Below are 23853 nucleotides of genomic sequence, written 5' to 3' on the forward strand. Positions count from 1 at the left end.
TTCACCCCAGCGGACCGGTGTATTTCTCGAGCAACGCCCAGGCTTGCGGGCCGAATTTCTCACGCCATTCCGTGTAGTACCCCGCCTGTTTGAGCTTGTTGCGAAAGAGCTCACGATCGGGATTGATGATCGTGATGCCGGCCTTCGTCATCTGGTCCGGCACGACCGCGTCCACTTTCACCATGTCATCGCGTTGTGCGAGCACCGAGCGCGTGAATTCCTCCGTGATGACGCCCTGGAGATCTTTCGGCATCGCCGCCCACATGCGCTGATTGCCGAGAATCCAGTAGCCGTCCCACATGTGGTTGGTCATGCTCATGTACTTCTGGATCTCATACAGCTTCATCGCGTAGAGCAGCGACGGGTAGTTCTCCGCGCCGTCCACTACTTTCGTCTGCAGGGCCGTGTAGAGCTCGTTGATGCTGATGGGCGTCGGACTCGCGCCCAGCGCCTTGAACTGCGATACCCACATCGGGCTGATCGGTACGCGAATCTTGAAGCCTTGCAGATCGTCCGGCGACTTGATGGGCTTGTTGCTGATGATTTGCCGCCAGCCGCCCTGCATCATTGCCGGAATGGCGAACAGGCCGACCTTTTCCATCTGGCCGCGCAGATAGGCGCCCACGTCGCCGTCGAGCGCCTTGAAAGCATCCGGCGAGTCCTTGAGGCCATAAGCGAGCCCCGGCAATGCACAGGCAGGCACGATCGGCACCGCGAGTTGCGACGACGACAGGAAGAAATCCAGCGAACCGCTGTGCACCTGGTTGAGCATGTCGCTGCCCAACTGGCTATTCGGAAACAGGTTCATTTCGACGCGGCCATTGGTACGCGTTTTGATCCGTTCGGTAGCCTCCTTGATCCGCACATTCATCGCGTAGGCCGGCGGCGTGTCGCTGCCGATCTTGATCCGGTACTCCGCCGCGTGCGCAAAGCGCGCCACCAGAGGCGCCGCAAACAATGCCGCGCCACTTTTCAACACCAGACGACGAACTGGCTTGTCCATGATCCTCACCCTCCTTTACCTTCTCGTGCCGGTCTATCCGGCTGGTACTGCATGTCTCCGATTTTTTTGGGGCGATACCGATGAAATCGGTGCTATGGCACCGCGTCCAGCGATTCCGCGTCTTGCACCACGGCAGGCAGCTCGACGGTGCGCCCGCTCCGCATCGCCTGATGCACGGCATCGAGCGTACGCATCAGGCGGATGCCTTCGTCGGCGCTGACCGAGTGATTCGGCTGCCCCGCAATGGCGAGCGTGAACTCGCGGAACTGGCGCTGGAACTCAATCGCCTCGTCGAGGTAATGGCGTTTTTCATCATCGCCTTGCGCCACGATCAGGTCGCCGTTGAACACCAGTTGAGTGTCGTTCTCGATCACGGCCGTACCGCGTTCGAACACCAGCACCTTGCGATTCTCAACGGGCCGCTGATTGAACGACAGATGCACCGAGGCGAGCCGTTTGCCAGAATACGCGAGCAACATCATGGCTTCATCCTCGCCGGCCCAGAAATCGTTGCAGCGCACCGCTTCGGCATGCACGCGCAACGGGTCGTCCCGCATCACCATCTGCACGAAATCGAGCACATGGGGGCCGTTCAACGCGACCACGAGGCCGCTCGCCTTGTCCGCTTCACGCCACCATGGCGCCTGCGCGTCGGGCCAATACACGCCGAGGCTGACCTGCGCGGAAATGAGTTTGCCGAATTGCGATTGATGTTCCGCCAGGTAGCGGATCGCCCGGAAATGACGCCGGCATTGCGCGACGGCAAGCACCACCTGACACGCGCGCGCGGTTTCGGCCATCGCGCGCGCGTCCTCCGCGGTGTCGGCCATCGGTTTTTCGACCAGTACGTGCTTGCCGGCGCGTGCGGCCTGGATGGCCACCGGTGCATGCAGATGATTGGGCAGGCAGATCACCACCGCGTGCACATCGCTGCGTGCGAGCGCTTCGTCCACGCTGTCGAACGCCACCTGGGCGCCGTAACGCGTCGCGGCATCGCGCGCGAGGCGGATATCGCTGTCGACCGTTGCAATCAGCGTCGCCAGTTCCGGCTGTGACGACACCGCAGCCAGATGCGACCGCGAAATGCGTCCGCAACCGATCACCGCAATTCCAGGCACAAGGCTCATACCGACCTCCGGTTATCCTGTCTCCGGCCGGGATCGCACCCGGCGCGTTTGTGGTTCATTCCGATTCGTTGTGACGCGTCTGGCGTTCGCGCGCCGGGCCGTCGCGCGAGATCGCCTTGAAGTCGCGCGTGCGCTCCGTCAAGGCAATTTCCGTCGGCAGCCGCTCCATTGAACTGGCGCCGTAAAAACCGTGGCACGACGGGCACGCTCGCAACACATAGGCGGCATCCTCGGGTGTCGAGATGGGGCCGCCATGGCACAGCACGATGATGTCGCTGCGCACCCGCGTTGCCGCGCGCGCCCAGGCCTCGATCAACGCGGGGCATTCCTCCAGCGCGACGCCGGTCTTCGCGCCTATCGCACCGCCGCTCGTCAGCCCGAGATGCGCGACGATGATGTCGGCGCCAGCTTCGGCCATCGCCGCGGCTTCGCTCGCGTTGAACACGTAGGGCGTGGTCAGCATGCCTTTGCGGTGCGCCATGCGGATCATTTCCACTTCGAGTGCGTAACTCATCCCCGTTTCTTCGAGGTTCTGGCGAAATACGCCGTCGATCAGTCCCACGGTCGGGAAATTCTGCACGCCTGAGAAACCCATCTGCATGAGTTCATCGAGGAACCTGTCCATATCGACGAACGGGTCCGTCCCATTGACGCCGGCCAGCACCGGCGTGCGCCTGACGACCGGCAAGACCTCGCGCGCCATGTCCTTGACGATCTCGTTGGCGTTGCCATAGGCGAGCAATCCCGCGAGCGAGCCGCGCCCCGCCATCCGGTAACGCCCCGAGTTGTAGATGACGATCAGATCGATTCCACCGGCCTCTTCGCATTTGGCCGACAAACCTGTCCCTGCGCCGCCACCGATAATCGGTTCGCGCCGCGCGATCATCTCCCGATAGCGGGCGAGCAGTGCAGTTCGTTCGAAACGTGGCATAAGTGGTTCACCTCGTCGTGAGAGGGTGCCGCAGATGCGAGCCGGCGAGCTCGCGGTACGCGGCAACGACCGCATCCGCAAAAGCGGCGTCGTTGATATGCAGCGGCAAGCGCTCGATACGCCGTGCCGGTGTCGTCTGAAGCGTGGCTTCAAGCGCCTCGAATAGCGCGCGGTCAGCGTCGGGGTCGTAGAACGGCATGCCCTCGGCGTCGATGGCCGACACGCCGCGCTCGGGAATGAGCAACCGTACCGGTCCTTCACAACGGTTGAGCCGCTGCGCGATCCATGCGCCGATTTGCCGGCATTCCTCGACGGATGTCCGCATCAGCGTGACCTGCGGATTGTGCGGATAAAAGAGCCGCTGCGCGTAGCGCGCCGGCACGGATTCAGGGGCGCCGAAGTTGACCATGTCGAGCGCGCCGCACGAAACGACGTAGGGCACCTTAGTGCGCGCGATGGCGCCGAAGCGATCCGCGAGACAGGGAAACACGCCGCCCGCGAGAAAGTCCGCCACTTCGGTGGTGGTCAGGTCGATCGCACCTTCTATCATGCCGCTGTCGATCAGCTTTTCGAGCGACTGGCCACCGGTACCGGTGGCATGAAATACCAGACATTCGTATTCCCCCTCCAGCCGTTCGCGCAACTGGTCGACGGCGGGCGTCGTCACGCCGAACATCGTGATGCCGACAGTCGGCCTGGAATCCGTGGCCGGTGATCCGTCCTCGCGCGTCGCGTCGCGTTTCACCATGCCGACCATGGCATTCGCCGCATTCGAGAGAATCGCGCGGCTGATGCGATTCAGCCCGGCGATATCGACCACGGAATACATGAGCAGGAGATCGCTCGCGCCGACGTACGGCGCCACGTTGCCCGATGCCACGGTGGACACCATCAGCTTGGGCAGACCGACCGGCTGCGCGCGCATTGCCGCGGTGACGAGCGCGGTATTGCCCGAGCCGCCGAGGCCGATCATGCCGCCCACGTCGTCGCGTGCCGCCATGAACCGCGACAGCGCGTGACCCATCATCGCGATGGCCGCACCTCGATCAGGAGCGTGGCGCACAGCGTGCGCGCCGTCAGGATGGCAGGCCGCGACGGTGCCGGCGTCGACGTCCGGTTGCACATGGCCGCGTGGTTCGCCGAGCGTGCCGACGTCCACCAGTACCGCGGGCACGCCGGCCGACCGCAGCCGCTCCCGCACGAAGCCGAGTTCAGCGCCCTTCGTGTCACAGGTCCCGATGACGTACACCGTGCGCATGATGTCTCCCGTGTAATGACGGCGAGCCGGCTAGATGGTCAGCACGCCGCCGTTGACGTCGATCGTCGCGCCCGTGATGTAGCGGGCGCGATCCGACAGCAGAAAGACCGCGACGTCCGCAAGATCGTCTGCTGTGGTGAAACGGCCTAGCGGTATGCCTGCCAGTTGGCGCTCGCGATCTTCCTCCGTCAGCAGGCCCGCGACACGCTCGCCCTCGGTCGTGCCGGGCGCCACTGCGTTCACGCGCACGCCATGTGCACCGAACTCCTTCGCCAGATGGCGCGTGAGCCCCAGCACGCCCGCCTTTGCCGCCGTGTAGGGGGAACCGAGCGCCGGACTCGTCTGTCTGCCGGCGAGCGAACTGAAGTTCAGGATTGCGCCGCCGCCGCGCTTGATCATCAAGGGAATCGCGGCCTGACAGCACAGGAATGTGCCTTTCAGATTCGAATCCATCACGAGGTCGTATTCCGCCTCGGTAATATTCAGCGTCGGCACGAGCGGCGCATAGCCGCCCGCGCAATTCACCAGCAGATCGACACCGCCCGCTTCTTCGTCCAGGTGGCGAAAGAATGCCTTGACCTGCTCCGCGGAGGTCACGTCCAGCGTCGCCGCTTTCGCCGATGCGCCCAATTGCTGCGCCGCCTGCCGCGAACGCTCGCTGTCCAGATCCGGCACATGAACCGTGGCGCCCTCGTTGATCAGATAGCGGGCGATCACGGTGCCGATGCCCCGGCCCGCGCCAGTCACGACGGCAACTTTCCCTTTGAACGTGTCCATCTGCTGCTTCTCCTTTCTGACTTCATGCAGTTGCGATTGCGCGTCCAGTCTGGCGCGCGACGGTTAAGCAAACTGGTTAATCGAGCACCACACCGCCGTCCACCATGAGCGTTTCGCCGTAGACGAACGACGCCTCGTCGGAGAGCAGAAACAGCACGCCTGCCGCGATTTCTTCCGGTCTGGCGAAGCGGCCCATCAGCACCGAGTTTTCGACGGTCGCACGTTCCTCGGCGGTCATGCCGAGATGCATATCCGTCCAGATTGGGCCGGGGCAGAGGCAGTTCACGCGGATCGCGCCGCGATGCACCGCGAGTTCGCGCGCGAGCGAGCGTGTCAGCGTGACCACGCCGCCCTTCGACGCGCCATACGCGGAGGTGGACAGCCGTCCCGCGCCGCGCTTGGCGGTATCCGACGCAACCGTCACGATCCGGCCGCGTTTGCGCGGCACCATCGTGCGAAGCGCATGCTGGACACACAGGAACGTGCCGCGCAGATTGATGTTCATCACCCGGTCCCATTCGCTGACGGTCAGATCGAGCACGCGCGTCTTGTTCGTGACCCCGGCGCAGGTGACGATGCCTTCCAGCACGATGCCGCTCTCGCCGGCTTGCTGGAACACATTGGCAATCGACGCTTCCGACGCCAGATCGGCGACGACCGGCACACAACGCACGCCGAGACGCTCGGCCTCGCTCGCGGTCTTCGCGAGACCGTCCGCGTTCGCATCGACACAAATCGTGTCCACACCGCGCGCGGCCAGATCGAGTGCGACTGCGCGGCCAAGGCCGCCGGCACTGCCCGTCACCATCACGCCCTGAAGATCGAAGTTCATGCGCGCCCTCCCGCGATTGTTCGGTCTTTCACCGGCCATTCGAACAGCCCGACCGCCGACGCCGCCGCTCGCGCGGCGATCGACGCCGGCTCGGCGCGAGCGTAGTCGGGATTGAAAAGCTCGACGGTCCACCAGCCGTCATAGCCGCATGCAACGAGCGCATCCACCACCGTCTGGACCGGCGCCACGCCCTCACCAGGAAATACGCGGTCCGCGAGCATGTCCAGTTGCGCGAGCGGCTTGTCTTTCGCGTCGGCGAGTTGCACGTTGAAGATGCGTTCGACTGGAATGTGCTGAATGTCGCTGACGCGGGAGCCGCCCTGATGAAACAGAAACGTATCGATCAATATTCCGCCGTTCACACGATTGGCCATGTTCACGAGTTCGGCGGCACTCGCCAGCGTCGAGATTTGCGGCGAGGTTCCCATGAATTCGAGGCATAGGCGTACGCCGTAAGGCCGCGCGAGATCGCACAGCGAAGCGAATTCTTCCGCGGCAACGGCGAGATCCCCCGTTTCGCGCAAGGCCGGCACGGCAGTCACGTTTGCGCACTCGAACGCCTCGCAGTGCTGCAAAAACGTATGCAGACGACGCAGCAGGATCTCACGCGCTTCGTCCGCGCCACCACCGCGTTGCCGCCGGCTCACGAGCGGCACGCCGCCGTGGTACTGCCATTCCGCAAGAAACGCAGCCTCGGCGAAATGCAGACCGTAAGCGCTCAGCCAGCCGCGTACCTCGGTTGCCTTCCCGCCTTGCGCGAGGTAGCGCTCAAACTGGTCGTAGCGCAAGCCGATGCCGCTGAAACCCGCTCGCGCAGTCTGTTCGAACGCCTGCTCGAACGTGCATTGCGCGAGCGTCACGGGGCTCAAGGCGAATCTCCGCTGCGAAGGCGCGCGATTCACGATACTTCTCCGGCAGCGCGCGTTCTGGTGCCCACTGGCTTCTTTTCACGCCTGAGTTGCGCACCCTCGGCCTTTGACGTGTCCGCAAGCGGCTTCGCTAGCCGCTCGGGCAGCATGATTTCATTGGTCATCAGGCGAGTCGGCAATCTGACGATTTCTCCCTCAGCACCGTTCCGGCCGATCAGACCCAGCAGCATGCGCACCGCGATCCGGCCGATCTGATGCGTGTCCTGCGCGATGACGGGCATCGGCGGATCGACGAGCCGCGCCCACGGCACGTCGTCGAAACCAATCACTTCCACGTCGCGATTCCGTTGAAGACCGAGTTCGCGCATGGCGAGCAGCGCCCCCTCGGCGATCGTGTTGCTGGTCGCGAACAACGCGCTCGGACGATCTTCACTGTCGAGCAGCGCCAGCGCCGCGGCGCAGGCCGAATGGGCCTGCAAACCGCCGAACCTGATCCAGTCCCGGCGCACGGGAATGCGTGCTTCCTTGAGCGCGTTTCTGAACCCGGTCATCCGTTCACGCGAGGTCATGAGGCCGCGTGACCCCGCTAGCGCGCCGATCCGCGTATGGCCCTGTTCGATCAGATATTGCACTGCAAGGCGCGCACCGCCCTCGTTGTCGCTCAGCACCGCGCCGCAGGGAAACTCGTCGATCATGCGATTGATCGCGACGAGCGGAAACCGCTCGGGCAAGTCGCGCTCCATGTACCTGTGGTCGCCTTCCGCGGGCGCGACGATCAGGCCGTCCACGCGTCGCTCCATCAGGCCCATCACCGCCGCCCGCTCGCGTTCGAGATCTTCACCGCTATTGGCAAGGATTACGGAGTAATGGTTGAGCGCCGCTTCTGCCTCGACACCCCCCACCACTTCCGCAAAAAAGAGGTTGGCCACATCCGACATCACGAGTCCGATGGTGCGCGAACGATTCGTGCGCAAGCTGCCTGCCACGCGATTCATCCGGAATCCAAGTTGCTGCGCTGCGGCGATGACAAGCTCGCGTGTGGCGGGACTGACCCGCTCCGAGCCGTTCATCACACGCGAAACAGTCTGATAGGACACGCCAGCCTGTTTGCCGACGTCTTTCAATGTCGGCGCGCGATCGTTTTCGTCAGATTTCATTTTTCCCGGCAATGTGATCGTTCACATGACCAACTATAGAAAACCCGACGCGGAAGTAAACCCGCTTATGCGAACGTTCACACGGTTTACGGGTAAACCTGATCGGTACATGGGAAATAACGAAAAGCGTGACGTACGCTGTATCGCTGGTTGTTTTGCAATCAGGCTTTAAGTTGTCCATCGCGGCATGTTGCGCGATGGACATGCGATCTTGTGCGTCGCGAATGCGGCGACCGGAGAGGAATGACCTGGGCGTCGCGATTGCGACTGCCGGAGGGAAGTGAGGTCGTGCGAAAGCGCGGCCAAATGCGAAGAGCCGGTGCAAGCGCCAGGCGTTGTTATTCGCGCATCATTGCGCCCGAAGAATCCGCTGCGCCTTCAGAATGACCGGCATGTCCACCATCTTTCCATCCACGGCCACCGCCGCGCCCGCGCTCCTGTCTACGGCCTCCATCACACGCGCCGCCCACGCGCGCTCGGCGTCACTCCACGCATAGGCCCGATGCACGGCCTCGACCTGTTTCGGATGAATACACAGCTTTCCGCCGAAGCCGAATTTGCGGGCAAAACGCGCATGCTGTTCGACGGCCTGCGCATCGTCTATGACGGTCGACACACCGTCCACTGGCGCTTCGATACCCGCCAGACGCGAAGCGAGCACGATCATCGAGCGAAAGGCGTTCAGTTCCTCACCGTCGCCATCAATGCCGAGATCGATCTGAAAATCGAGTGTGCCGAACGCCACCCGCGCGACGCGTGGCGCGCCACACAGTTCATCGAGATTGGCCATGCCGCGCGCGGTTTCGACGAGCGGCATCAACGCAAGCGCGTCGTGCGCGTGCTCGAGCACGGCATCGATCTGCGCGCGTGTCTCACACTTCGGCAACACGATGCCCGCAACGCCGGCATGCGCAGCCAAGGCGGCTACATCGCCGGCAAACCAGCCGGTGTCGGCCGCGTTCACGCGTATCCACATCGGGCGTGAAGAATCGCGGTGCGCGCAAGCCAGGTACGCAGCAACAGTGGCGCGCGCGGCCTCCTTGTCAGCGGGCGGCACCGCGTCTTCGAGATCGAGGATCACCGCGTCGGCGCCTGCCGAGCGGGCTTTCTCGATACGCTCGGCGCGGTTGCCGGGAACGAACAACCACGAACGTGGCGACGCGGCCGTCATGCGGCCCCCTCCGGAAACAACGTGACGACCGTATCGCGTGAGGCAATCTGCCAGGCGTCGGCGATGATCCGCGACACCTCGTCGTCCGACGCCGCACCCGAAAACGCCGCCAGCCGACGCACCTTCTCCGTGATTTCATCGCGCGACAGCGTGTTGCCCGGATCGCCCTTCGGTTCATCGACACGGCCTGTATGCACGCGGCCGTCACGCGTCCTGACGGTGACCTTGCCGATCCATCGCGCCGGATACGCGCGATCGACTTCGTCGTCGTAGACCATCTGCACGCGGTCGCGGAACGCCGCGATGTCCGCTGCGTCGTAACCCTGTTCGAACTCGTTGACCCCGGCGTAACCATGCACGGCCACGAGCCCCAACACCGTGCCCATGTTGAATTTCGCCTGATGCACGGTGCCGGGCACGATCACCGCGCCCAGCACGTCGAGCGCGCCCTGGTGAACGTGCGCGGTCACCGATTCGATATCCTGCGCGCCGAGCCGCTCGCGCGTCATCACCGCTAGCAGCGCATCGGCGGCCGGGTGCGTATGGCGGCACGACGCGTGATACTTGAACGACGTCTCCGCGGTCGCCCAGCGCTCGCCGAGGCGATCCGTCAGGCGCGCCGGATCGGCGTCTTTCGACATCCCCGCAGCCATGCCCTGCTCCCCTTCCAGAATCCGCTTTGCGCCCTTGAAGCCGTCGCGCGCCAGTTCTGCTGCCATCAAACCGTTCGCCGCGGCCATCGCCGTGTGAAGCTGCTTCGAATCCGCCACGTCGCGCAGGAACTCCCAGAGCCCGCTCGCCCGTGTGCCGGCCGAGCCGAACGCATCCAGCATCTGCTCCGGCGAGAGCGCGAGCAGGCGGCCTGCGGTCGCCGCGGCCGCGATCGTTCCCACGGTGCCGGTCGTATGAAAGATCTTGTAGTGGGAACGGCCGAGAAATTCGCCGACACGGATTCCGACTTCATAGCCCGCGACCACCGCCGCGATGAACTCGCGGCCGCTCGCCCCGCGCGCCTGAGCCAGTGCGAGCGCGACGGGAAACACCACGGTCGCCGGATGGAATACCGAGCCGTTGTGCACGTCGTCCTGCTCAGCGAAGTGCGACGCGGCGCCGTTTATCATCGCCGCGAAGTACGGGGTTGCACGGGTCCGGTCGATCAGTACGTCGGCCGTGCCCGGACCGGACGGCGAGCTGCCCGCACGGCGCGCAAACGCCGCGATCGTTTCGACCGGCCGCGCGCCTCGTCCGGCGAGCGCCGAGCCGAGCCAGTCGACATACAGGTTCACGGTCCGCTCGACGACCTCGCCCGGAATCGCGTCGAAGCGCACTCCGGACGCGAAAGTCGCGAGATTCAAGCTGGGATGAGATAACGTATTCGTCATGGCGTAGAGGTCCTTCAGATCGTGCCGGCCGCACGCAACGCGTCGATTCGCGCGCGATCGTAGCCGAGTTCGGTGAGGATGGCGTCGGTGTGCTGGCCGAGTGCGGGCACCGCATCCATGCGTGGCTCGACGCCCTCCGGCAGCCCGGGTGGTAGAAGCGCGGGCACCGTGCCGGCCGCTGTCCCGACCGAGCGCCAGCGTTCGCGTGCCGCGAGTTGTGGATGCCGCCACACATCGTCCAGCGTGTTCATTTGCGCGTTCGCAATGCCGGCGGCATCAAGCCGTTGCATCACGTCCGCCGCGCTCAGCGCCGCAAAGGCCTCGACGATCAATGCATACAGCGCCTCGCGCGCCGCATTGCGTTTCGAATTGGCATTGAAGCGCGGATCGTCGGCAAGTGCCGGCTGCCGCAGCACCTGCTCGCAAAACAGTTTCCACTCGCGCTCGTTCTGCAGTCCCAGCATCACGATCTTGCCGTCCCCAGCCGGGAACGGACCATACGGATAGATCGTCGCGTGTGAGGCGCCCGATAACGCCGGCGGACTTTGCCCGTCAATCGCGTAATAGAGCGGGTAGCTCATCCACTCGATCATGCTTTCGAGCATCGACACGTCGATCCGGCAACCCTGGCCGGTTCGGCCGCGCATCAGCAGCGCACTCAGGATGCTCGAATACGCAACCATGCCCGCCGAAATGTCCGCGATCGAGCATCCGGCCTTGGCGGGCTGGCCCGGCGAGCCGGTGATCGACAGAAAGCCGGACTCGCTCTGGATCAGCAGATCGTAGGCCTTCCTGTCGCGATACGGTCCGTTCGAACCGTACCCCGAGATGTCGCAGACGATCAGGCGCGGATGCCCCGCTTTCAGCGTCTCGTAGCCGAGACCGATACGCTCGGCCGCACCGGGCGCAAGGTTCTGCACCAGCACGTCGGCATCGGCGAGCAGCGCCTTCAGAATTTCCACCGCCTCGGGCTGCTTGAGGTCGAGCGCGAGGCTTTCCTTCGAGCGGTTCACCCAGACGAAATGCGACGACAGTCCGTGCACACGTTCGTCGTAGCCACGCGCGAAGTCGCCGCTGCCCGGCCGTTCGATCTTGATGACGCGCGCGCCGAGATCGGCTAGCTGACGTGTGCAGAACGGCGCCGCAATCGCGTGTTCAAGCGTGATGACCTTGATTCCGTCCAGTGGCCGCATGATGATCTCCACTCAGAACGAACGCGGCAGGCCGAGCAGATGCTCGGCGACGTACGACAGGATCAGGTTCGTCGAGATCGGCGCGACCTGATACAGGCGCGTCTCGCGGAACTTGCGCTCGACGTCGTATTCGCATGCGAAGCCGAAACCGCCGTGAAACTGCAGGCATGCGTTTGCCGCTTCCCACGAGGCGTCGGCCGCGAGCAACTTCGCCATGTTGGCCTGCGCGCCACATGGCTCGTGCGCATCAAAACGGCGGGCTGCCTCAAAGCGCATCAGGCTCGCCGCCTCGACATTGACGAACGCGCGCGCAATCGGAAACTGCACGCCCTGGTTCTGCCCGATCGGGCGGCCGAACACGACGCGCTCCTTCGCGTATGCGCTCACCTTGTCGATGAACCAGTAGCCGTCGCCGATACATTCCGCAGCGATCAGCGTGCGCTCGGCGTTCAGTCCGTCGAGAATGTATTTGAAGCCCTGCCCTTCCTCGCCAATCAGGTTCTCGGCCGGAATTTCCAGGTTGTCGAAGAACAGTTCGTTGGTCTCGTGATTGACCATGTTCAGGATCGGTTGAACCGTCAAACCGTTGCCGATGGCCTCGCGCAGATCGACGATGAAGATCGACATGCCTTCGGATTTTTTCTTCACGTCGGCGAGCGGCGTGGTGCGGGCGAGCAGGATCATCAGGTCCGAATGCAGAACGCGCGAGATCCACACTTTCTGGCCGTTGATCACGTAGCGGTCACCGCGGCGCTCGGCCGTCGTCTTGATCTTCGTGGTGTCGGTGCCGGCGGTCGGCTCCGTTACGCCCATCGACTGCAGGCGCAATTCACCGCTCGCGATCTTCGGCAGGTACTTCTGTTTCTGCGCGGCCGAGCCGTGACGCAGCAGCGTGCCCATGTTGTACATCTGGCCATGGCACGCCCCCGAGTTGCCGCCCGAGCGGTTGATCTCTTCCATGATGATCGACGCCTCGGTGAGGCCGAGGCCGGAACCGCCGTATTCCTGCGGAACCAGCGCGGCCAGCCAGCCGGCCTTCGTCAGCGCCTTGACGAAGTCGTCCGGATAGCCGCGCGCTTCGTCGATCTTGCGAAAATATTCGCCGGAAAACTGCTGGCACAAATCACGTACCGCTTCGCGGATGTCCTGGTAGGCGTTCTGTTGCGTCGTTTGCATGATCGATATTCAGTTATGGATTGGAGCCGGTTCAGACAAGCATCGCGATGGCCTGCATCGTCAGAGATTGACGCATGCAGGCGGGCCCGGCAATTTGTATCTTGCGAATCCGGGATTCGGCCCGCGTTAACCGGATGTGCGGCGACACGCTTGTTTTTCGTTCCGCGAGCCGAAACATCCGGATTCAGACTGGTCGATCGCATCTGCGCTTACCATGGTCCGCAAACGCTGCCATCAGGATTTCTCCGTACTTCCGCCAATTTTCGTGAGCTGGGTGGCAAGCGATAATCCGGTGACATTCAGGAATGACCTCATGCGTTTCGATCTGATCGATCTCAATCTCTTTACTCATATCGCCGAGGCCAACAGCCTCACCCGAGGTGCGGAGCGTTCGAATCTGTCCCTTCCCGCGGCCAGCACCCGCATCAAGAATCTGGAGGAACAGGTCGGCATCAAGCTGTTGAGCCGCACGAGCCAGGGAGTCAAAGTCACGGCGCCGGGAGAGACGCTGCTCACGCACGCCCGCCGCGTGCTGCGGCAACTCGAACAGTTGACCGGCGACCTCCAGGAGTACGCGTCCGGCATCAAGGGGCACGTCCGCGCCTTTGCGAATACCACCGCGATGAGCGAGTTCCTGCCTGCCGTGCTGCGCGGCTATCTGGTCGATCATCCGGACGTGACCGTGGACATCCAGGAGCGGCTGAGTCCGGACATCGTCCGGGCGGTGCAGGAAGGCGTCGTGGACTTCGGCATCGTTGCCGGCAATGTGCATACCGAAGGGCTCGAAGTGATGCCCTACCGGCGCGATCGTCTGGTCCTCGTCTGTGCGTTGAACCATCCGCTCGCGGCCCACACGCACACAGCCTTTGCCAATACGCTCGATTGCAATTTCGTCGGCCTTCTGGAAGCGAGCGCGATCCACAACTTTCTCAAGCGTGCGGCGGCGGATTTGCAGCGCACGCTGCGCTGGCGTATCCAGGTCAGCAACTTCGAGACCGCCTGCCGGATGATCGAGGCGAACGTCGGCGTCGGCGTACTGCCCGAAGGCACGGCGCGCCGCCACGCAAAGACCATGGCGCTGCGCATCGTTCAACTCGACGACGATTGGGCCGAACGCCAGTTGCAGATCTGCGTCGCGGATCTTGACGCGCTGCCGCTGTTCTCACGCAAGCTCGTCGACCTGCTCGTTGAAGATGGCTTGGGGCGCCAGGGTTGAGCAAGGCTCCGTCGCAAATCATGTGGCTGGCGCGGCGAACGGGTTGGGCGTGGCGCCGGGGGATCTGAATCTCGGCGAAACGAATCTGACAGGCGGCTCACTGATAATGCCGGTCAAGCGAATGGCAGAGACCGGGACTAGACCCGGTTGCTGCGTTCGGAGAAATAGCGGCCCGGTGACTCACCGAACGCCTTGCGGAACATGGCGATGAAATTGCTCGGCGTCGCGTAGCCGAGCACGTCGGCAACGTTCGCAACGGCCTCCCCGTTTGCGAGCTTTTCGAGCGCCAACGCGAGGCGGGCCTGTTGGCGCCACTGCACGAAACTCATGCCGGTCTGCGCCATGAAATGCCTGCGCGCGGTTCGCGCCGAAAGACCGGCCCACGACGCGAGTTCGGGAAACGTCCGCTCATCTTCGGGATGCTCGATCAGAAGGTTCGCTATCGCCAGCAGCCGGCGCTCGGCCGGCATCGGCAGATGGAGCACTTCGCGTCGAGCCAGGCGGATTTCGTCGAGCAGCACGGCGACGACGCGCTCCTGCTCAGGCTGCAGATCGTCCCTGGCGGTCCAGCTTGCCGCCCGGCGTACGAGCGCGCGCAGCATCTCGCTGACACCGATCACACACGGGTCTTCCGGCAAGCCGGCGGTGACGTCCGGCCTCAGCATCACGCCCCACCCGCTCAATGCCCCGCTTACACTCGCCTTGTGATCGACGCCGGGCGGGATCCAGCCTGCGCGATGCGGCGGCAGCAGCCATGATCCTCGCGCGGTGCGAACGCGGATCAGACCGCTTTCGATGCAGAAGAGCTGACCGCGCGCGTGGCGATGCCAATCGTATTCCCGCGTTCCAAGCCGGAATTCGTCTTCCGGCTCATCCATGCTCCAGAAAGCGAACAGGGCGGGACCATCCGGGCGATCGTTCGGATCCGACATGCGCTTATCTCCCCGTTCGAAATTGGCCATGTTTCATTGTTTATCGTCCAACTGTCATTATCAGGCTACCACGGTTGACCGTTAGCCTTGAGTGCATCCGAGGAGTGGAATGGCCGCTCCTGATCCAACCAGGAGGACGAATGCAACGTGCGCATATTTCGATCATCGGTGCAGGCCTTGGCGGGTTATGCCTCGCGCAGGGTCTCAAGCGGGCGGGCATCGACTTCGATGTCTACGAGCGGGATCCGGCCGCCACGAGCCGCGGCCAGGGGTATCGGATCAGGATCGACGCCGACGGGCAGCAGCCGCTGTCGCAATGCCTGCCTGCCGGCCTCTACGCGCTATTCCGGCAAAGCTGCGGCGCCGCCAGAAGCGTCCAGTTCCTGAATGGCAACCTCGAGCAGACCGCAGGACGGCCGGCCAGAAGCTGGCAGGCATCCGCCGTCGAAAGCGGCCCACAACCCAAGGCCCACGATCTCAGCGCGAACCGGCAGACCTTGCGTGAAATTCTGCTGAGCGGCATCGAGGAGCGGGTGCATTTTGCCAAGGCATTCCGGCGCTTCGAGCTCATCGGAGAAGGCGAAGTGCGCGTCCGGTTCGACGGCGGCGAGGCGCGGACTTCGACGTTGCTGGTGGGCGCCGACGGCGTGAACTCCCTTGTGCGCGAACAACTCGCGCCCGCAGCGGAGCCGGTCGATACCGGCGCGGTCTGCATCTATGGCAAAACGACGGCCACGACAGCGCTCCGGGACAGCGTCGGCGCGGCATTGTGCAGCGGCACATCCGTGATTTTTGCCGATGGCTTCGCGATGATTCTCGATCCGATGCTGTTTCCAGAGCCGCTGCCCAGCCTCGCGGCAAGGCTGGCACCGGCATGCCGGCTTAACCCTGTCGACGATTACCTTTACTGGGCGTTCATCGGGCCTCGCGCCAGGTTGGGCGTGAGCGCCGCCGCGTTGCCGGATCAGAGCCGCCTGACGGCGCTCATCGACACGATCGTTCACCGCTGGCATCCCCGGCTTCGCACGTTGTTCGCAGAGGCTGATGCCGCCACGCTCACGATCGTGCCGGTCCGCAGCGCCTCGCCGGCCATCGCGACGTGGCGCGCCGGCCCGGTGACACTGCTCGGCGACGCGATCCATGCGATGAGTCCTGCTGGCGGCGTCGGCGCCAACTCCGCGCTGCGGGATGCGGCGGCACTCGCCGGCGCGGCGGCGAACGGGCCGGACCTGCGCCAGGCCGTCGCCCGCTATGAAATCGCGATGCGCGCGTGGGCAGAAGCCGCGATCCGCGCTTCCGAAGCCGGTGCGCGCCGTTTGTTCGGCGCGACATCCGGGATTTCGCCCCCCGTGTTTGTCAGCCAATAGCCATACAGCCCACATCCCCAACAGAATGGGATGTGCCTGCCATATAGGGAGGCATGCGTGGTTGCCGCAAGCAGCCGTTCCTGCAAAAGGAAAATCGTATGTTGATGCGAGACACAATCCCTACCGCCCTGAACCGAGGTGCCGCCCTTCTTTCCGAAGACCCGCTCGCCCCCGCCTCGCTCAAGACCTTCCACCACACGTTCGACATCTATCTGAAGGACTCGAACGCATTCATGAATACGTACTTCTCCCGTTACTTCGAGTGGCAAGGTGTTTGCCGGGAGCGGTGGTTTCATGAGTGCATCCACAACGATCTGCTGGGATCGGACGGCATGTTCGTGACCAAACGCGCGCATCAGGAGTACGTCCACGAAACCTTTCCGTTCCAGCACGTGGATTGCTATCTGAACACGGTGCAGGTCAGGCAATGCTCGGCCTACCTGCTGTTCCGCTTCTGCGTGGATGGGCGGGAGGTGTCGCAGGGTTACCAGCAGATCCTGTACGCCGGGCGGGACCGGAAGATCAGGCGGTTCCCGGAAGGGATCGTCGAGCGGGTCAAGGAATATGAACTGCCGTGGACGGCGCTCGCCGCCTGATCCCAGCGGCGGACTTTCGCCGTTCGGTTTTACCGCTGGGTTTTATCTTTGAGTTTTACCGCTAACTTCCAACCGTAACGGTTACTCGGGACGCCGGCGCAAGGAGCGCGTCGGCGCTTTACTCAATGCACGGTCCGCCGGCGAGCCCGGCACCGGCAAGCGCACGGTGAAGGTGGTGTGCGAACCGCGCATCGACATGCATTCGATCGTGCCGCCCAGCAGCTCTGCCGCGCGGCGGCAGAATGCGAGTCCCATCCCCGCGCCGCTTCCGTGCCGCTTGGTTGAGAAGAAGGCGTCGAAGATATGCGGCAGCACGTCGGGTGCAATGCCGGGCCCCGTGTCGCGGAATCGCAGGACGCAGAAGCCATGCTCCCGAACCGCGCTGATGGCGATCTCGCCCTCGCCGCTCACGTGAATAGCGTGTAGCGCGTTTTTCAGCAGATTGAACAGGACAAAAACCGCCAGCGTGTCCGAGCCCGAAAAGGATAGCGCAGCGTCGATCGGCGCCACGGTGACGCGCGCGCGTTCGTCGCCGCGGAACGGATAGCGCTCCAGCGCCGACGCCACACATTGCTGCATGGAATGCGGGCTGAAGCGGGTGCGATCCAGACGATCCAGAGTAAACGACGCAAGCGCCATTTCGATCATCGCGCTGGTACCGGAGACCTCCCGCCTGATTGCCGTAGCGAGCTGGCTGATGCGCTCGGACTGCCCGGAATGCACCTCCTGATCGTCGTACAGCCCATGCGTGACGGCTAGCCGGTAACCTTTGAACACATGCGACCAGACGCTCGATATTTCATCGGCGTGCATGGCGATTGTCGCGAGCGGTGTCGCGATTTCGTGCGCGATGGTCGCGGCGATCGCATAAGGGTGAATCAGGTGATAGCGGACGATCGTGATCGCGAGCAGCCCCAGACTGAGGGCAATGAACAGCACGCCCGGCGGATAGAACGCGTAGCCGTAGTTGACCGCATAGTCGACGGCGGCGAACGAGTACAGGCAAAGGCTCGCAAAGCAGAGGTCGAGCCGCCTGCGCGCCTCACCGCCGGCCTGTTTGCGGGCGGCGAGCAGAAGCTGTCCGCTGCGAGCGGCCAGCAACACGGTCTGCAGGACGTGCAAAGGATGCAGCGGCCCGGCGCTCGGATAGTAGCCAAAGAAAAAATGCCGGTAGCCGGCGACCACTTCGTTGCCGGGCAGCAGCACGGCGAGGACAAGACACATGCCGTAAGACGCGAGCAATACCGGCTGCTCGCGGCGCCTCGCCGCCACCTCCGTGACGAAGTGATAGAACGTGGTGGGCAGGAAGAGAATGAAAAGATAACCGATCCGGACCAGCACGCTTGCAATGTGGGGATCTTCCGTCTGGAACAGCACCGTCCACGTGCCCTGCCAGGCAAAGGTCGCCGTGCACATCAAAAGAAACGGCGCGGACAGACGCGTCACCCCTTGTGTAATGAGCACGTAAAGGCCGAACACCACGAACAGCGCAGACACAAAGGCAGTCGGAATGGCGTACATGTGGCTCAATGGGGCTGGAAACGGGGGGCTATGCCGGTATGTTTATAGCAGAGTACGCGAAGCGGCCGGTGCTTCACGTGTGGACCTGTTGATTCCGGTCACTGCGCCATTGAGAAAATGTCGTCGTGTTCAGACCCACGTCGGTCGGATCTATTCGGGTCCAGCAATAGAAAGCGTCTTCCCAGCCCGGGATGGTTTGCGGCGTGACCGTCCTGAAGTCCGTACCCGGACGGAAAGCCAGGTGGGGCCAGAAAACCGGCATCGTTTCGCGCACCGCCATCCGCCTCAGCAGATCCGCCGGCCCGCTCTCGTCCGCCACGATTTCCGCCTGAGCGATCCAGTCGTTCTCGGCCCACGCGAGGAAAACGCTCGGGTTGCCGGCGCGGTCGAACATCAGGATGGCATTCTGCTCCGGGCGCCAGTAGTACTCGACGATGCCTTCCGCGGCAACCACCGCGTCGATGGCTTTCCTCGTTCTGGGATCGCAATAGGTCATGCCGTTTTCGCCCAGACCTAACCAGCCGGCCTCTGAACAATGCCTGTTTCTGGCGTCTTTCAGAAAATGAACCAGCCGCTCGGCTGAATCGCTGTCTGTTTTTCTCAGATACAGATCGACGATGCCGGCATTGAAGGCTTTCACCGCCACGGTTTCGTCCGCGACGCCGGTCAGGAGCACCTTTGCGCAACGTAAATTGGATATGGACGAAAGGAATTCGACACCACTTAGTCCGGGCATATCGTAGTCGACGACCACCGCGGCCACTTCTGAAAATCGGGAATCCCGGGCCAGCACGTCCCGCTCGGCCGAGGTTTCGACAAACCGCTCCATGCCGACCTCGCTCAGACCGGCCGACGCCGGCGCAAACACCAGCGAATTCTCGCGGGCATGGTTGCGGATAAAAGCGAGTGCCGTTTGAGGCCGCGTGAAAAACAGATTGGTGGAAATATCCGGAAAGAATCGGCGTAATGCATCAAGGTAGCTGTCGCTGTCATCCACGAAAACGACGGATGCCGGATAGTAAACAGGGGGGCGAATAAAATTGTTCATGTTTTTACGTGGCATAGGCGGCGTGTCTCGCACCGGCTTGCACGCCGGCTTCTCTCGCGCGGGCTCCCGGGCCGATTCCCGCTGAACCATATAGTACCGGGGTCTTTGCATAAACAGTGCAAACCTGGGCAGCCTTTGCGTCAGAGTATGCGGATGGAATAATTTAATTTTAATCGGTCGAGCCGATTAATCCGCGCGCGATGAAAGGTAATGCCGGGCATCACGGTTTTTCCAGCGTCCCAGCCTCCTGCCCGGCAAACCACTGCAGGATGCGTTGCCGCCCCGGATGCAAAGCGCCTGCGGTTTGCAGCCAAAGCACATAGACCCCTTTGGTCTTCAAAGGTGTGCCGAAAGGGACAACCAGATCGCCGCGATTGATTAATTCCTGCGCCAGGGTCAAGTCCGTCATCGCGACGCCCAAGCCGCGAGCAGCAGCATTCATGGCGAGCTCGTCGAGATTGAAGGTGATGTGCTTGTAATGTCTGGCCGCCGATCCCCCCTGCGCCTTCAACCACGTCGTCCACTCGTGCTGGCCCGTGGAACCGTGAATCAGCGTGTGCTGCGCCAACGCTTCCAAAGACCTGGGAAGCGGTTTGTTGTTGACAGAGGAAGGTGCGCATACCGGCACCAGGACTTCCTCGAACAGCGTGAGGAACGTCGGCGACTCCGGTGACGGATCCTCCCGCGCTTCGGGCAGATAAAGGATATAGGCGTCGCAGTGACCCGATGGATCGACCACTTCCGTCGCAACCGTTTCGATCGAAAGGGATAGATCGGGATGCCGGGCATAAAAATCGGTCAGCCGCGGCAATAACCAGCGGACCGCCAGCGATACGAAGATGCGGATGCGGAATGGCCGGTCCCGCGGCGATATCCGCTCATCGAGCGTCTGCAGCTCCCCGAGTATCTTGCGCGTCACCTCCAGTACCGCCTTGCCTTGCTCGGTCAGTTGCACGCTGCGGCTATTGCGAACGAACAGCGGCACGCCGTAGTGGCTTTCCAGTTGCTGAATCTTCCTGCTCACCGCACTTTGGGTCAGATGCAGCTTTTCTGCCGCATCGGTGAAGTTGTCCGACTCCGCGACGAGCAACAGCGCCTGAAGGCTTCGGATAGACGGCGGACGATAGAGCTTATCCATGCGTTTTTGGAATTCTTCAATGAATTTATAGCGCTGGATAACGCATCCAGCTCCCAATATATTGACACTCAAGCCAAGGCGATGTCGATCAAGCATGCTGATTATTCATGCTTTCGGCAGCCTGGTCATCTACGGCATCGAGAGGGGACACTATTTTGGTCAAAAATATATGCGGCTGGATCGCTCAGGCCGGCGTCTCGCCTCCAGGCGCGAGCCTGACGGGAACGCAGAAGGCGGATTGGCTGGTGATCGGCGGAGGTTTCACCGGATTGTCGGCAGCCCATACGCTTGCCGAACTGCATCCGCAGTCGCGCATCGTGGTGGTCGATCGGCAGCGCGCCGCTCAAGGCGCTTCAGCGCGGAACTCGGGTTTCGTGGTCGCTTACGAGCGGCCTGCCGCTGACGAACTCGCTGGCCGGCCGCGCAATGCGCATTACCACGTCGCGACTGCAATCGGCAAAGCCGCATGCGCCGAAGTTGGCCGGCGTGTGGCGAACCTCGGCATCGCGTGCGATCTGAGCGACGCCGGTTACTTCTTCGCGGTTCACGATCCGGCCAAACTTGAAGAAGCGGACGTTCAGGTGCAAACCCTGCGTGAAGCAGGTGCGGCGGCCGAATTGCTGCAAGGCGAAGCATTATCGCAACGGCTGGGCTCGCCCTTCTACCGCGCGGGGATTTGGTGTCGCGGCGGGAACGGGCTATTGCAGCCGGCGAAGTATGCAAGAGGTCTGCTGGATACGTTGCCCAAGAATGTTTCAGTCTACGAGAACACCGAAATCGCCGGGCTCGAGCACTTGAGCCGCGGCGGTATCCGCGCACGCTCCGTCGACGGTGACATCGAGGCGAAGCAGGTGCTGGCGTGTGTCGGGGCATTTCTGCCACGGGTCGGCCTGGCGGACAGTGCGGTCTTCCCGCTCGAGCTCAGTGCCTCGCTGAGTCGGCCGTTGAACGACGACGAGTATCTCCGGCTGGGGCGCGCGGCCCCCTGGGGCGTACTGTCGACTCGCCCTGCCGGCGCCACGCTGCGCCTGACGCCGGACCGGCGGCTGCTGATCCGCAACACCGTGGAATATCGGCACCGCGACCTTGCCGGCCCTTCTCTGGCGGCGCGCCGGGCCCGGCACCTGCGCGGATTGCAGCGACGCTTCCCGTGGATCACGGATGAACATCTGCAATTTACCTGGACCGGGCACCTGAGCGCGACGCGATCTGGCGAGCCCCGTTTCGGAAAACTGGCGGAAGGGGTTTATTCCGCGGCCGGATGCAATGGCTCCGGGGTCGCGCGCGGCACGCTGTGGGGCCGGCTGCTTGCCGAAATGGCGTCGGGCGGCCAGTCAGCGTTACTGACTTCCGTGCTTGGCAATGCAAACCCTGGCTGGCTCCCTCCCCGGCCATTTTTCGACATCGGCGCCTCGATACGTTTGCGATATGAAGCGCATCAGGCAAGAACCGAGTCTTGAGCGCGGCATGCGTCATTCGCATAGCCACGCGAACCCACCTGCTCAACTTTCATCCGCCAAGGAAAACACCATGCGCGCCTGTCATCCCGTCACCCGTCTGCGCCGCGCGGCCTTCACCAGCGCCTGCATCGCGGCAGCCCTCTCGGTATGGACGGCGTCCGCCGCCCGCGCCGCGGACACCGAACTGAACGTGTACAACTGGTCGGACTATATCGCGAAGGATACGATCCCGAGCTTCGAGAAACAGACGGGTATTCATGTCCGCTACGACAACTACGACAGCAACGATACGCTGCAGGCGAAGCTGCTCGCGGGCAGTTCCGGCTACGACATCGTGGTGCCGACGTCGAACTACATGGCGAGGCAGATTCAGGCCGGCGCTTACCAGAAGCTCGACAAATCGCAACTGCCCAATCTGAAGAACCTCAGCCCCGTGCTCATGCAGATGGTTGCGGGTGCCGACCCGGGCAACCAGTACGGCGTGCCCTGGGCATTCGCCGTCACGGGCATCGGCTACAACGTGCAGGCCGTGCAGAAGGCGCTCGGGCCGAATGCGCCGGTCGACAGTTGGGCGTTGGTCTTCGATCCGGCCAACCTTGCGAAGCTCAAGGGTTGCGGCGTCTCGTTCCTCGACGAGTCGGTCGACGTGTTCGCCGCGGCGCTGCAGTACATGCATAAGGACCCGAACAGCACCAACCCGGCCGACTACCAGGCCGCGTTCGAGATGCTGAAGAAGGTGCGCCCGTACATTACCGAGTTCAACTCGTCCGGCTACATCAACGACCTCGCGAACAATGACGTCTGCGTAGCGATCGGTTTTGCCGGCGACGTCGGCATCGCGCACCGGCGCAGCGCCGAGGCCAAACGTTCGTATGACGTCCGGTTCTCAAACGTGAAGGAAGGCGGTCTTCTGGCGTTCGACGTGATGGTGATCCCGAAAGACGCACCGCATCCGCAAGCGGCGCTCAGATGGATCAACTATATCGAGGACCCGAAGGTCAACGCGGCGATTACCAACGAAGTGTTCTATCCGACGGCGAACCACGCGGCACGCCAGTTCGTCATCCCGGCCGTCGCGCAGGACCCAACGGTGTATCCGCCGGACGACGTGCTCAAGAAGATGACGCTGATGAAGCCGACGCCGGTTGAAATCGTGCGCCTTGAAAACCGCCTGTGGGCGCAATTGAAAACGATTCACTGATGCGGTGAAGCGCGGCGCGGGACTCTGTCGGGTCCTGCGCCGATAGCGCGGATTTGAGTATTTCCTCTGAGTATTTCAACGGCCTTACCGATCCCTGCGTGCCGGTAACGCGCGTTTTTCTGCCGGACGATTCCGCAGACTCGCGTTTCCCACAAAGTGCGGCCGCGTGCCCCAATCTTGACATTCACCTTTCATTCGATAAGCCCGGCACGACCGCCGGACACTTTTCGTTTCCTGCTGTTACTTTCACCCCCACTGTCACCCCAGCCGCGAACAACCTCCTTTCCTTGCCCAGCCTGCCAGCACACGGCGATGAAATCCGCAAATACGCTGTTGCAAGGCTTATTTTCGAAAAGACAACATCGCCAGCAAGCCGTCATACTCTGTCTCTTTATTGCGGCGGACGGTCCGACCCCGCAATCGGATCAGTTGCCAGACACCTGATCGACGCCTGAGACCGTCCGCCCCGTCTTTTCGACGGCAATTTCCGCGTAGCGC

General features: G+C 63.0%; 22 protein-coding genes. 6 read left to right on the forward strand and 16 right to left on the reverse strand.

Translation table 11 applies throughout. The features are described 5' to 3' along the window. Position 1: 1 nt before the first annotated feature. The 12 genes from PQQ95_RS16745 to PQQ95_RS16800 all read right to left on the reverse strand — a co-directional run bounded on the left by PQQ95_RS16745 (position 2) and on the right by PQQ95_RS16800 (position 12876). Positions 2-1003 (reverse strand): TRAP transporter substrate-binding protein, encoded by a 1002-nt coding sequence (locus PQQ95_RS16745; protein ID WP_408438487.1) that lies wholly within the window; start codon positions 1001-1003, stop codon positions 2-4. A 92-nt stretch (positions 1004-1095) separates the two neighbouring features. Continuing rightward, positions 1096-2130, reverse strand: a complete 1035-nt coding sequence (locus tag PQQ95_RS16750; RefSeq protein ID WP_408438488.1) for a Gfo/Idh/MocA family protein — start codon at positions 2128-2130, stop codon at positions 1096-1098. Positions 2131-2185: 55 nt separating this feature from the next. Then, positions 2186-3061, reverse strand: a complete 876-nt coding sequence (locus PQQ95_RS16755) for a phosphoenolpyruvate hydrolase family protein (protein ID WP_408438489.1) — start codon at positions 3059-3061, stop codon at positions 2186-2188. Positions 3062-3068: 7 nt separating this feature from the next. Beyond that, positions 3069-4319 (reverse strand): Tm-1-like ATP-binding domain-containing protein, encoded by a 1251-nt coding sequence (locus PQQ95_RS16760; RefSeq protein WP_408438490.1) that lies wholly within the window; start codon positions 4317-4319, stop codon positions 3069-3071. Between the two features lie 30 nt (positions 4320-4349). Next, positions 4350-5096, reverse strand: coding sequence for an SDR family NAD(P)-dependent oxidoreductase (locus PQQ95_RS16765; protein WP_408438491.1), 747 nt, complete (start codon positions 5094-5096; stop codon positions 4350-4352). Between the two features lie 76 nt (positions 5097-5172). Next, entirely contained in the window at positions 5173-5928 is a 756-nt protein-coding gene (locus tag PQQ95_RS16770; RefSeq protein WP_408438492.1) for an SDR family NAD(P)-dependent oxidoreductase, read from the reverse strand. Then, positions 5925-6788 carry a sugar phosphate isomerase/epimerase family protein gene (locus PQQ95_RS16775; protein ID WP_408438709.1) on the reverse strand — a complete coding sequence of 288 codons (864 nt, stop codon included), beginning with the start codon at positions 6786-6788 and terminating at the stop codon, positions 5925-5927. Before PQQ95_RS16775 ends, PQQ95_RS16770 begins: the two co-directional genes overlap by 4 nt. A 38-nt stretch (positions 6789-6826) precedes the next feature. Next, a complete protein-coding gene (locus PQQ95_RS16780) occupies positions 6827-7954 on the reverse strand; it encodes a LacI family DNA-binding transcriptional regulator (RefSeq protein WP_408438493.1) in 1128 nt (375 codons plus the stop codon). 349 nt (positions 7955-8303) lie between these two features. Then, positions 8304-9125, reverse strand: a complete 822-nt coding sequence (locus PQQ95_RS16785; RefSeq protein ID WP_408438494.1) for an HpcH/HpaI aldolase/citrate lyase family protein — start codon at positions 9123-9125, stop codon at positions 8304-8306. After that, positions 9122-10507 carry an MmgE/PrpD family protein gene (locus PQQ95_RS16790; RefSeq protein ID WP_408438495.1) on the reverse strand — a complete coding sequence of 462 codons (1386 nt, stop codon included), beginning with the start codon at positions 10505-10507 and terminating at the stop codon, positions 9122-9124. The genes PQQ95_RS16785 and PQQ95_RS16790 overlap by 4 nt, the downstream gene beginning before the upstream one ends. Before the next feature lie 14 nt (positions 10508-10521). Next, positions 10522-11700, reverse strand: coding sequence for a CaiB/BaiF CoA transferase family protein (locus tag PQQ95_RS16795; protein ID WP_408438496.1), 1179 nt, complete (start codon positions 11698-11700; stop codon positions 10522-10524). A gap of 12 nt (positions 11701-11712) precedes the next feature. Then, positions 11713-12876 carry an acyl-CoA dehydrogenase family protein gene (locus tag PQQ95_RS16800; protein WP_408438497.1) on the reverse strand — a complete coding sequence of 388 codons (1164 nt, stop codon included), beginning with the start codon at positions 12874-12876 and terminating at the stop codon, positions 11713-11715. A 313-nt stretch (positions 12877-13189) separates the two neighbouring features. Here PQQ95_RS16800 and PQQ95_RS16805 point away from each other — a divergent pair, with 313 nt between their 5' ends. Next, positions 13190-14092, forward strand: a complete 903-nt coding sequence (locus tag PQQ95_RS16805) for a LysR family transcriptional regulator (protein WP_408438498.1) — start codon at positions 13190-13192, stop codon at positions 14090-14092. Positions 14093-14229: 137 nt separating this feature from the next. Here PQQ95_RS16805 and PQQ95_RS16810 read toward each other — a convergent pair whose 3' ends face one another. Next, positions 14230-15024: an AraC family transcriptional regulator gene (locus tag PQQ95_RS16810; RefSeq protein ID WP_408438499.1), complete on the reverse strand. Its 795-nt coding sequence runs from the start codon at positions 15022-15024 to the stop codon at positions 14230-14232. 140 nt (positions 15025-15164) lie between these two features. Between PQQ95_RS16810 and PQQ95_RS16815 the strand changes: the two genes are divergently transcribed. Then, positions 15165-16391 (forward strand): FAD-dependent oxidoreductase, encoded by a 1227-nt coding sequence (locus PQQ95_RS16815; RefSeq protein ID WP_408438500.1) that lies wholly within the window; start codon positions 15165-15167, stop codon positions 16389-16391. 98 nt (positions 16392-16489) lie between these two features. Further along, positions 16490-16987, forward strand: a complete 498-nt coding sequence (locus PQQ95_RS16820; protein WP_408438501.1) for an acyl-CoA thioesterase — start codon at positions 16490-16492, stop codon at positions 16985-16987. Between the two features lie 81 nt (positions 16988-17068). Here PQQ95_RS16820 and PQQ95_RS16825 read toward each other — a convergent pair whose 3' ends face one another. The 3 genes from PQQ95_RS16825 to PQQ95_RS16835 all read right to left on the reverse strand — a co-directional run bounded on the left by PQQ95_RS16825 (position 17069) and on the right by PQQ95_RS16835 (position 20790). Then, positions 17069-18508: a sensor histidine kinase gene (locus PQQ95_RS16825; RefSeq protein ID WP_408438502.1), complete on the reverse strand. Its 1440-nt coding sequence runs from the start codon at positions 18506-18508 to the stop codon at positions 17069-17071. Between the two features lie 73 nt (positions 18509-18581). Next, a complete protein-coding gene (locus PQQ95_RS16830) occupies positions 18582-19556 on the reverse strand; it encodes a response regulator (protein WP_408438503.1) in 975 nt (324 codons plus the stop codon). 220 nt (positions 19557-19776) lie between these two features. After that, positions 19777-20790: a LysR substrate-binding domain-containing protein gene (locus PQQ95_RS16835; protein ID WP_408438504.1), complete on the reverse strand. Its 1014-nt coding sequence runs from the start codon at positions 20788-20790 to the stop codon at positions 19777-19779. Positions 20791-20801: 11 nt separating this feature from the next. Here PQQ95_RS16835 and PQQ95_RS16840 point away from each other — a divergent pair, with 11 nt between their 5' ends. From PQQ95_RS16840 to PQQ95_RS16850, 3 genes are all read left to right on the forward strand, one after another. Further along, a complete protein-coding gene (locus tag PQQ95_RS16840; protein WP_408438505.1) occupies positions 20802-22154 on the forward strand; it encodes an NAD(P)/FAD-dependent oxidoreductase in 1353 nt (450 codons plus the stop codon). Between the two features lie 70 nt (positions 22155-22224). After that, positions 22225-23355 carry a polyamine ABC transporter substrate-binding protein gene (locus PQQ95_RS16845; protein ID WP_408438506.1) on the forward strand — a complete coding sequence of 377 codons (1131 nt, stop codon included), beginning with the start codon at positions 22225-22227 and terminating at the stop codon, positions 23353-23355. Positions 23356-23408: 53 nt separating this feature from the next. Beyond that, positions 23409-23810, forward strand: a complete 402-nt coding sequence (locus PQQ95_RS16850) for a hypothetical protein (RefSeq protein WP_408438507.1) — start codon at positions 23409-23411, stop codon at positions 23808-23810. Positions 23811-23853: the final 43 nt, after the last annotated feature.

This window comes from Paraburkholderia caffeinilytica (assembly GCF_046030355.1).
Classification (GTDB): domain Bacteria; phylum Pseudomonadota; class Gammaproteobacteria; order Burkholderiales; family Burkholderiaceae; genus Paraburkholderia; species Paraburkholderia caffeinilytica_B.

Bases quoted from the DNA above. Each gene is read 5' to 3' on its own strand.
- PQQ95_RS16745 (WP_408438487.1), bottom strand. From the start codon at position 1,003: ATGGACAAGCCAGTTCGTCGTCTGGTGTTGAAAAGTGGCGCGGCATTG.
- PQQ95_RS16750 (WP_408438488.1), bottom strand. From the start codon at position 2,130: ATGAGCCTTGTGCCTGGAATTGCGGTGATCGGTTGCGGACGCATTTCG.
- PQQ95_RS16755 (WP_408438489.1), bottom strand. From the start codon at position 3,061: ATGCCACGTTTCGAACGAACTGCACTGCTCGCCCGCTATCGGGAGATG.
- PQQ95_RS16760 (WP_408438490.1), bottom strand. From the start codon at position 4,319: ATGCGCACGGTGTACGTCATCGGGACCTGTGACACGAAGGGCGCTGAA.
- PQQ95_RS16765 (WP_408438491.1), bottom strand. From the start codon at position 5,096: ATGGACACGTTCAAAGGGAAAGTTGCCGTCGTGACTGGCGCGGGCCGG.
- PQQ95_RS16770 (WP_408438492.1), bottom strand. From the start codon at position 5,928: ATGAACTTCGATCTTCAGGGCGTGATGGTGACGGGCAGTGCCGGCGGC.
- PQQ95_RS16780 (WP_408438493.1), bottom strand. From the start codon at position 7,954: ATGAAATCTGACGAAAACGATCGCGCGCCGACATTGAAAGACGTCGGC.
- PQQ95_RS16785 (WP_408438494.1), bottom strand. From the start codon at position 9,125: ATGACGGCCGCGTCGCCACGTTCGTGGTTGTTCGTTCCCGGCAACCGC.
- PQQ95_RS16790 (WP_408438495.1), bottom strand. From the start codon at position 10,507: ATGACGAATACGTTATCTCATCCCAGCTTGAATCTCGCGACTTTCGCG.
- PQQ95_RS16795 (WP_408438496.1), bottom strand. From the start codon at position 11,700: ATGCGGCCACTGGACGGAATCAAGGTCATCACGCTTGAACACGCGATT.
- PQQ95_RS16800 (WP_408438497.1), bottom strand. From the start codon at position 12,876: ATGCAAACGACGCAACAGAACGCCTACCAGGACATCCGCGAAGCGGTA.
- PQQ95_RS16805 (WP_408438498.1), top strand. From the start codon at position 13,190: ATGCGTTTCGATCTGATCGATCTCAATCTCTTTACTCATATCGCCGAG.
- PQQ95_RS16810 (WP_408438499.1), bottom strand. From the start codon at position 15,024: ATGTCGGATCCGAACGATCGCCCGGATGGTCCCGCCCTGTTCGCTTTC.
- PQQ95_RS16815 (WP_408438500.1), top strand. From the start codon at position 15,165: ATGCAACGTGCGCATATTTCGATCATCGGTGCAGGCCTTGGCGGGTTA.
- PQQ95_RS16820 (WP_408438501.1), top strand. From the start codon at position 16,490: ATGTTGATGCGAGACACAATCCCTACCGCCCTGAACCGAGGTGCCGCC.
- PQQ95_RS16825 (WP_408438502.1), bottom strand. From the start codon at position 18,508: ATGTACGCCATTCCGACTGCCTTTGTGTCTGCGCTGTTCGTGGTGTTC.
- PQQ95_RS16830 (WP_408438503.1), bottom strand. From the start codon at position 19,556: ATGAACAATTTTATTCGCCCCCCTGTTTACTATCCGGCATCCGTCGTT.
- PQQ95_RS16835 (WP_408438504.1), bottom strand. From the start codon at position 20,790: ATGCTTGATCGACATCGCCTTGGCTTGAGTGTCAATATATTGGGAGCT.
- PQQ95_RS16840 (WP_408438505.1), top strand. From the start codon at position 20,802: ATGCTTTCGGCAGCCTGGTCATCTACGGCATCGAGAGGGGACACTATT.
- PQQ95_RS16845 (WP_408438506.1), top strand. From the start codon at position 22,225: ATGCGCGCCTGTCATCCCGTCACCCGTCTGCGCCGCGCGGCCTTCACC.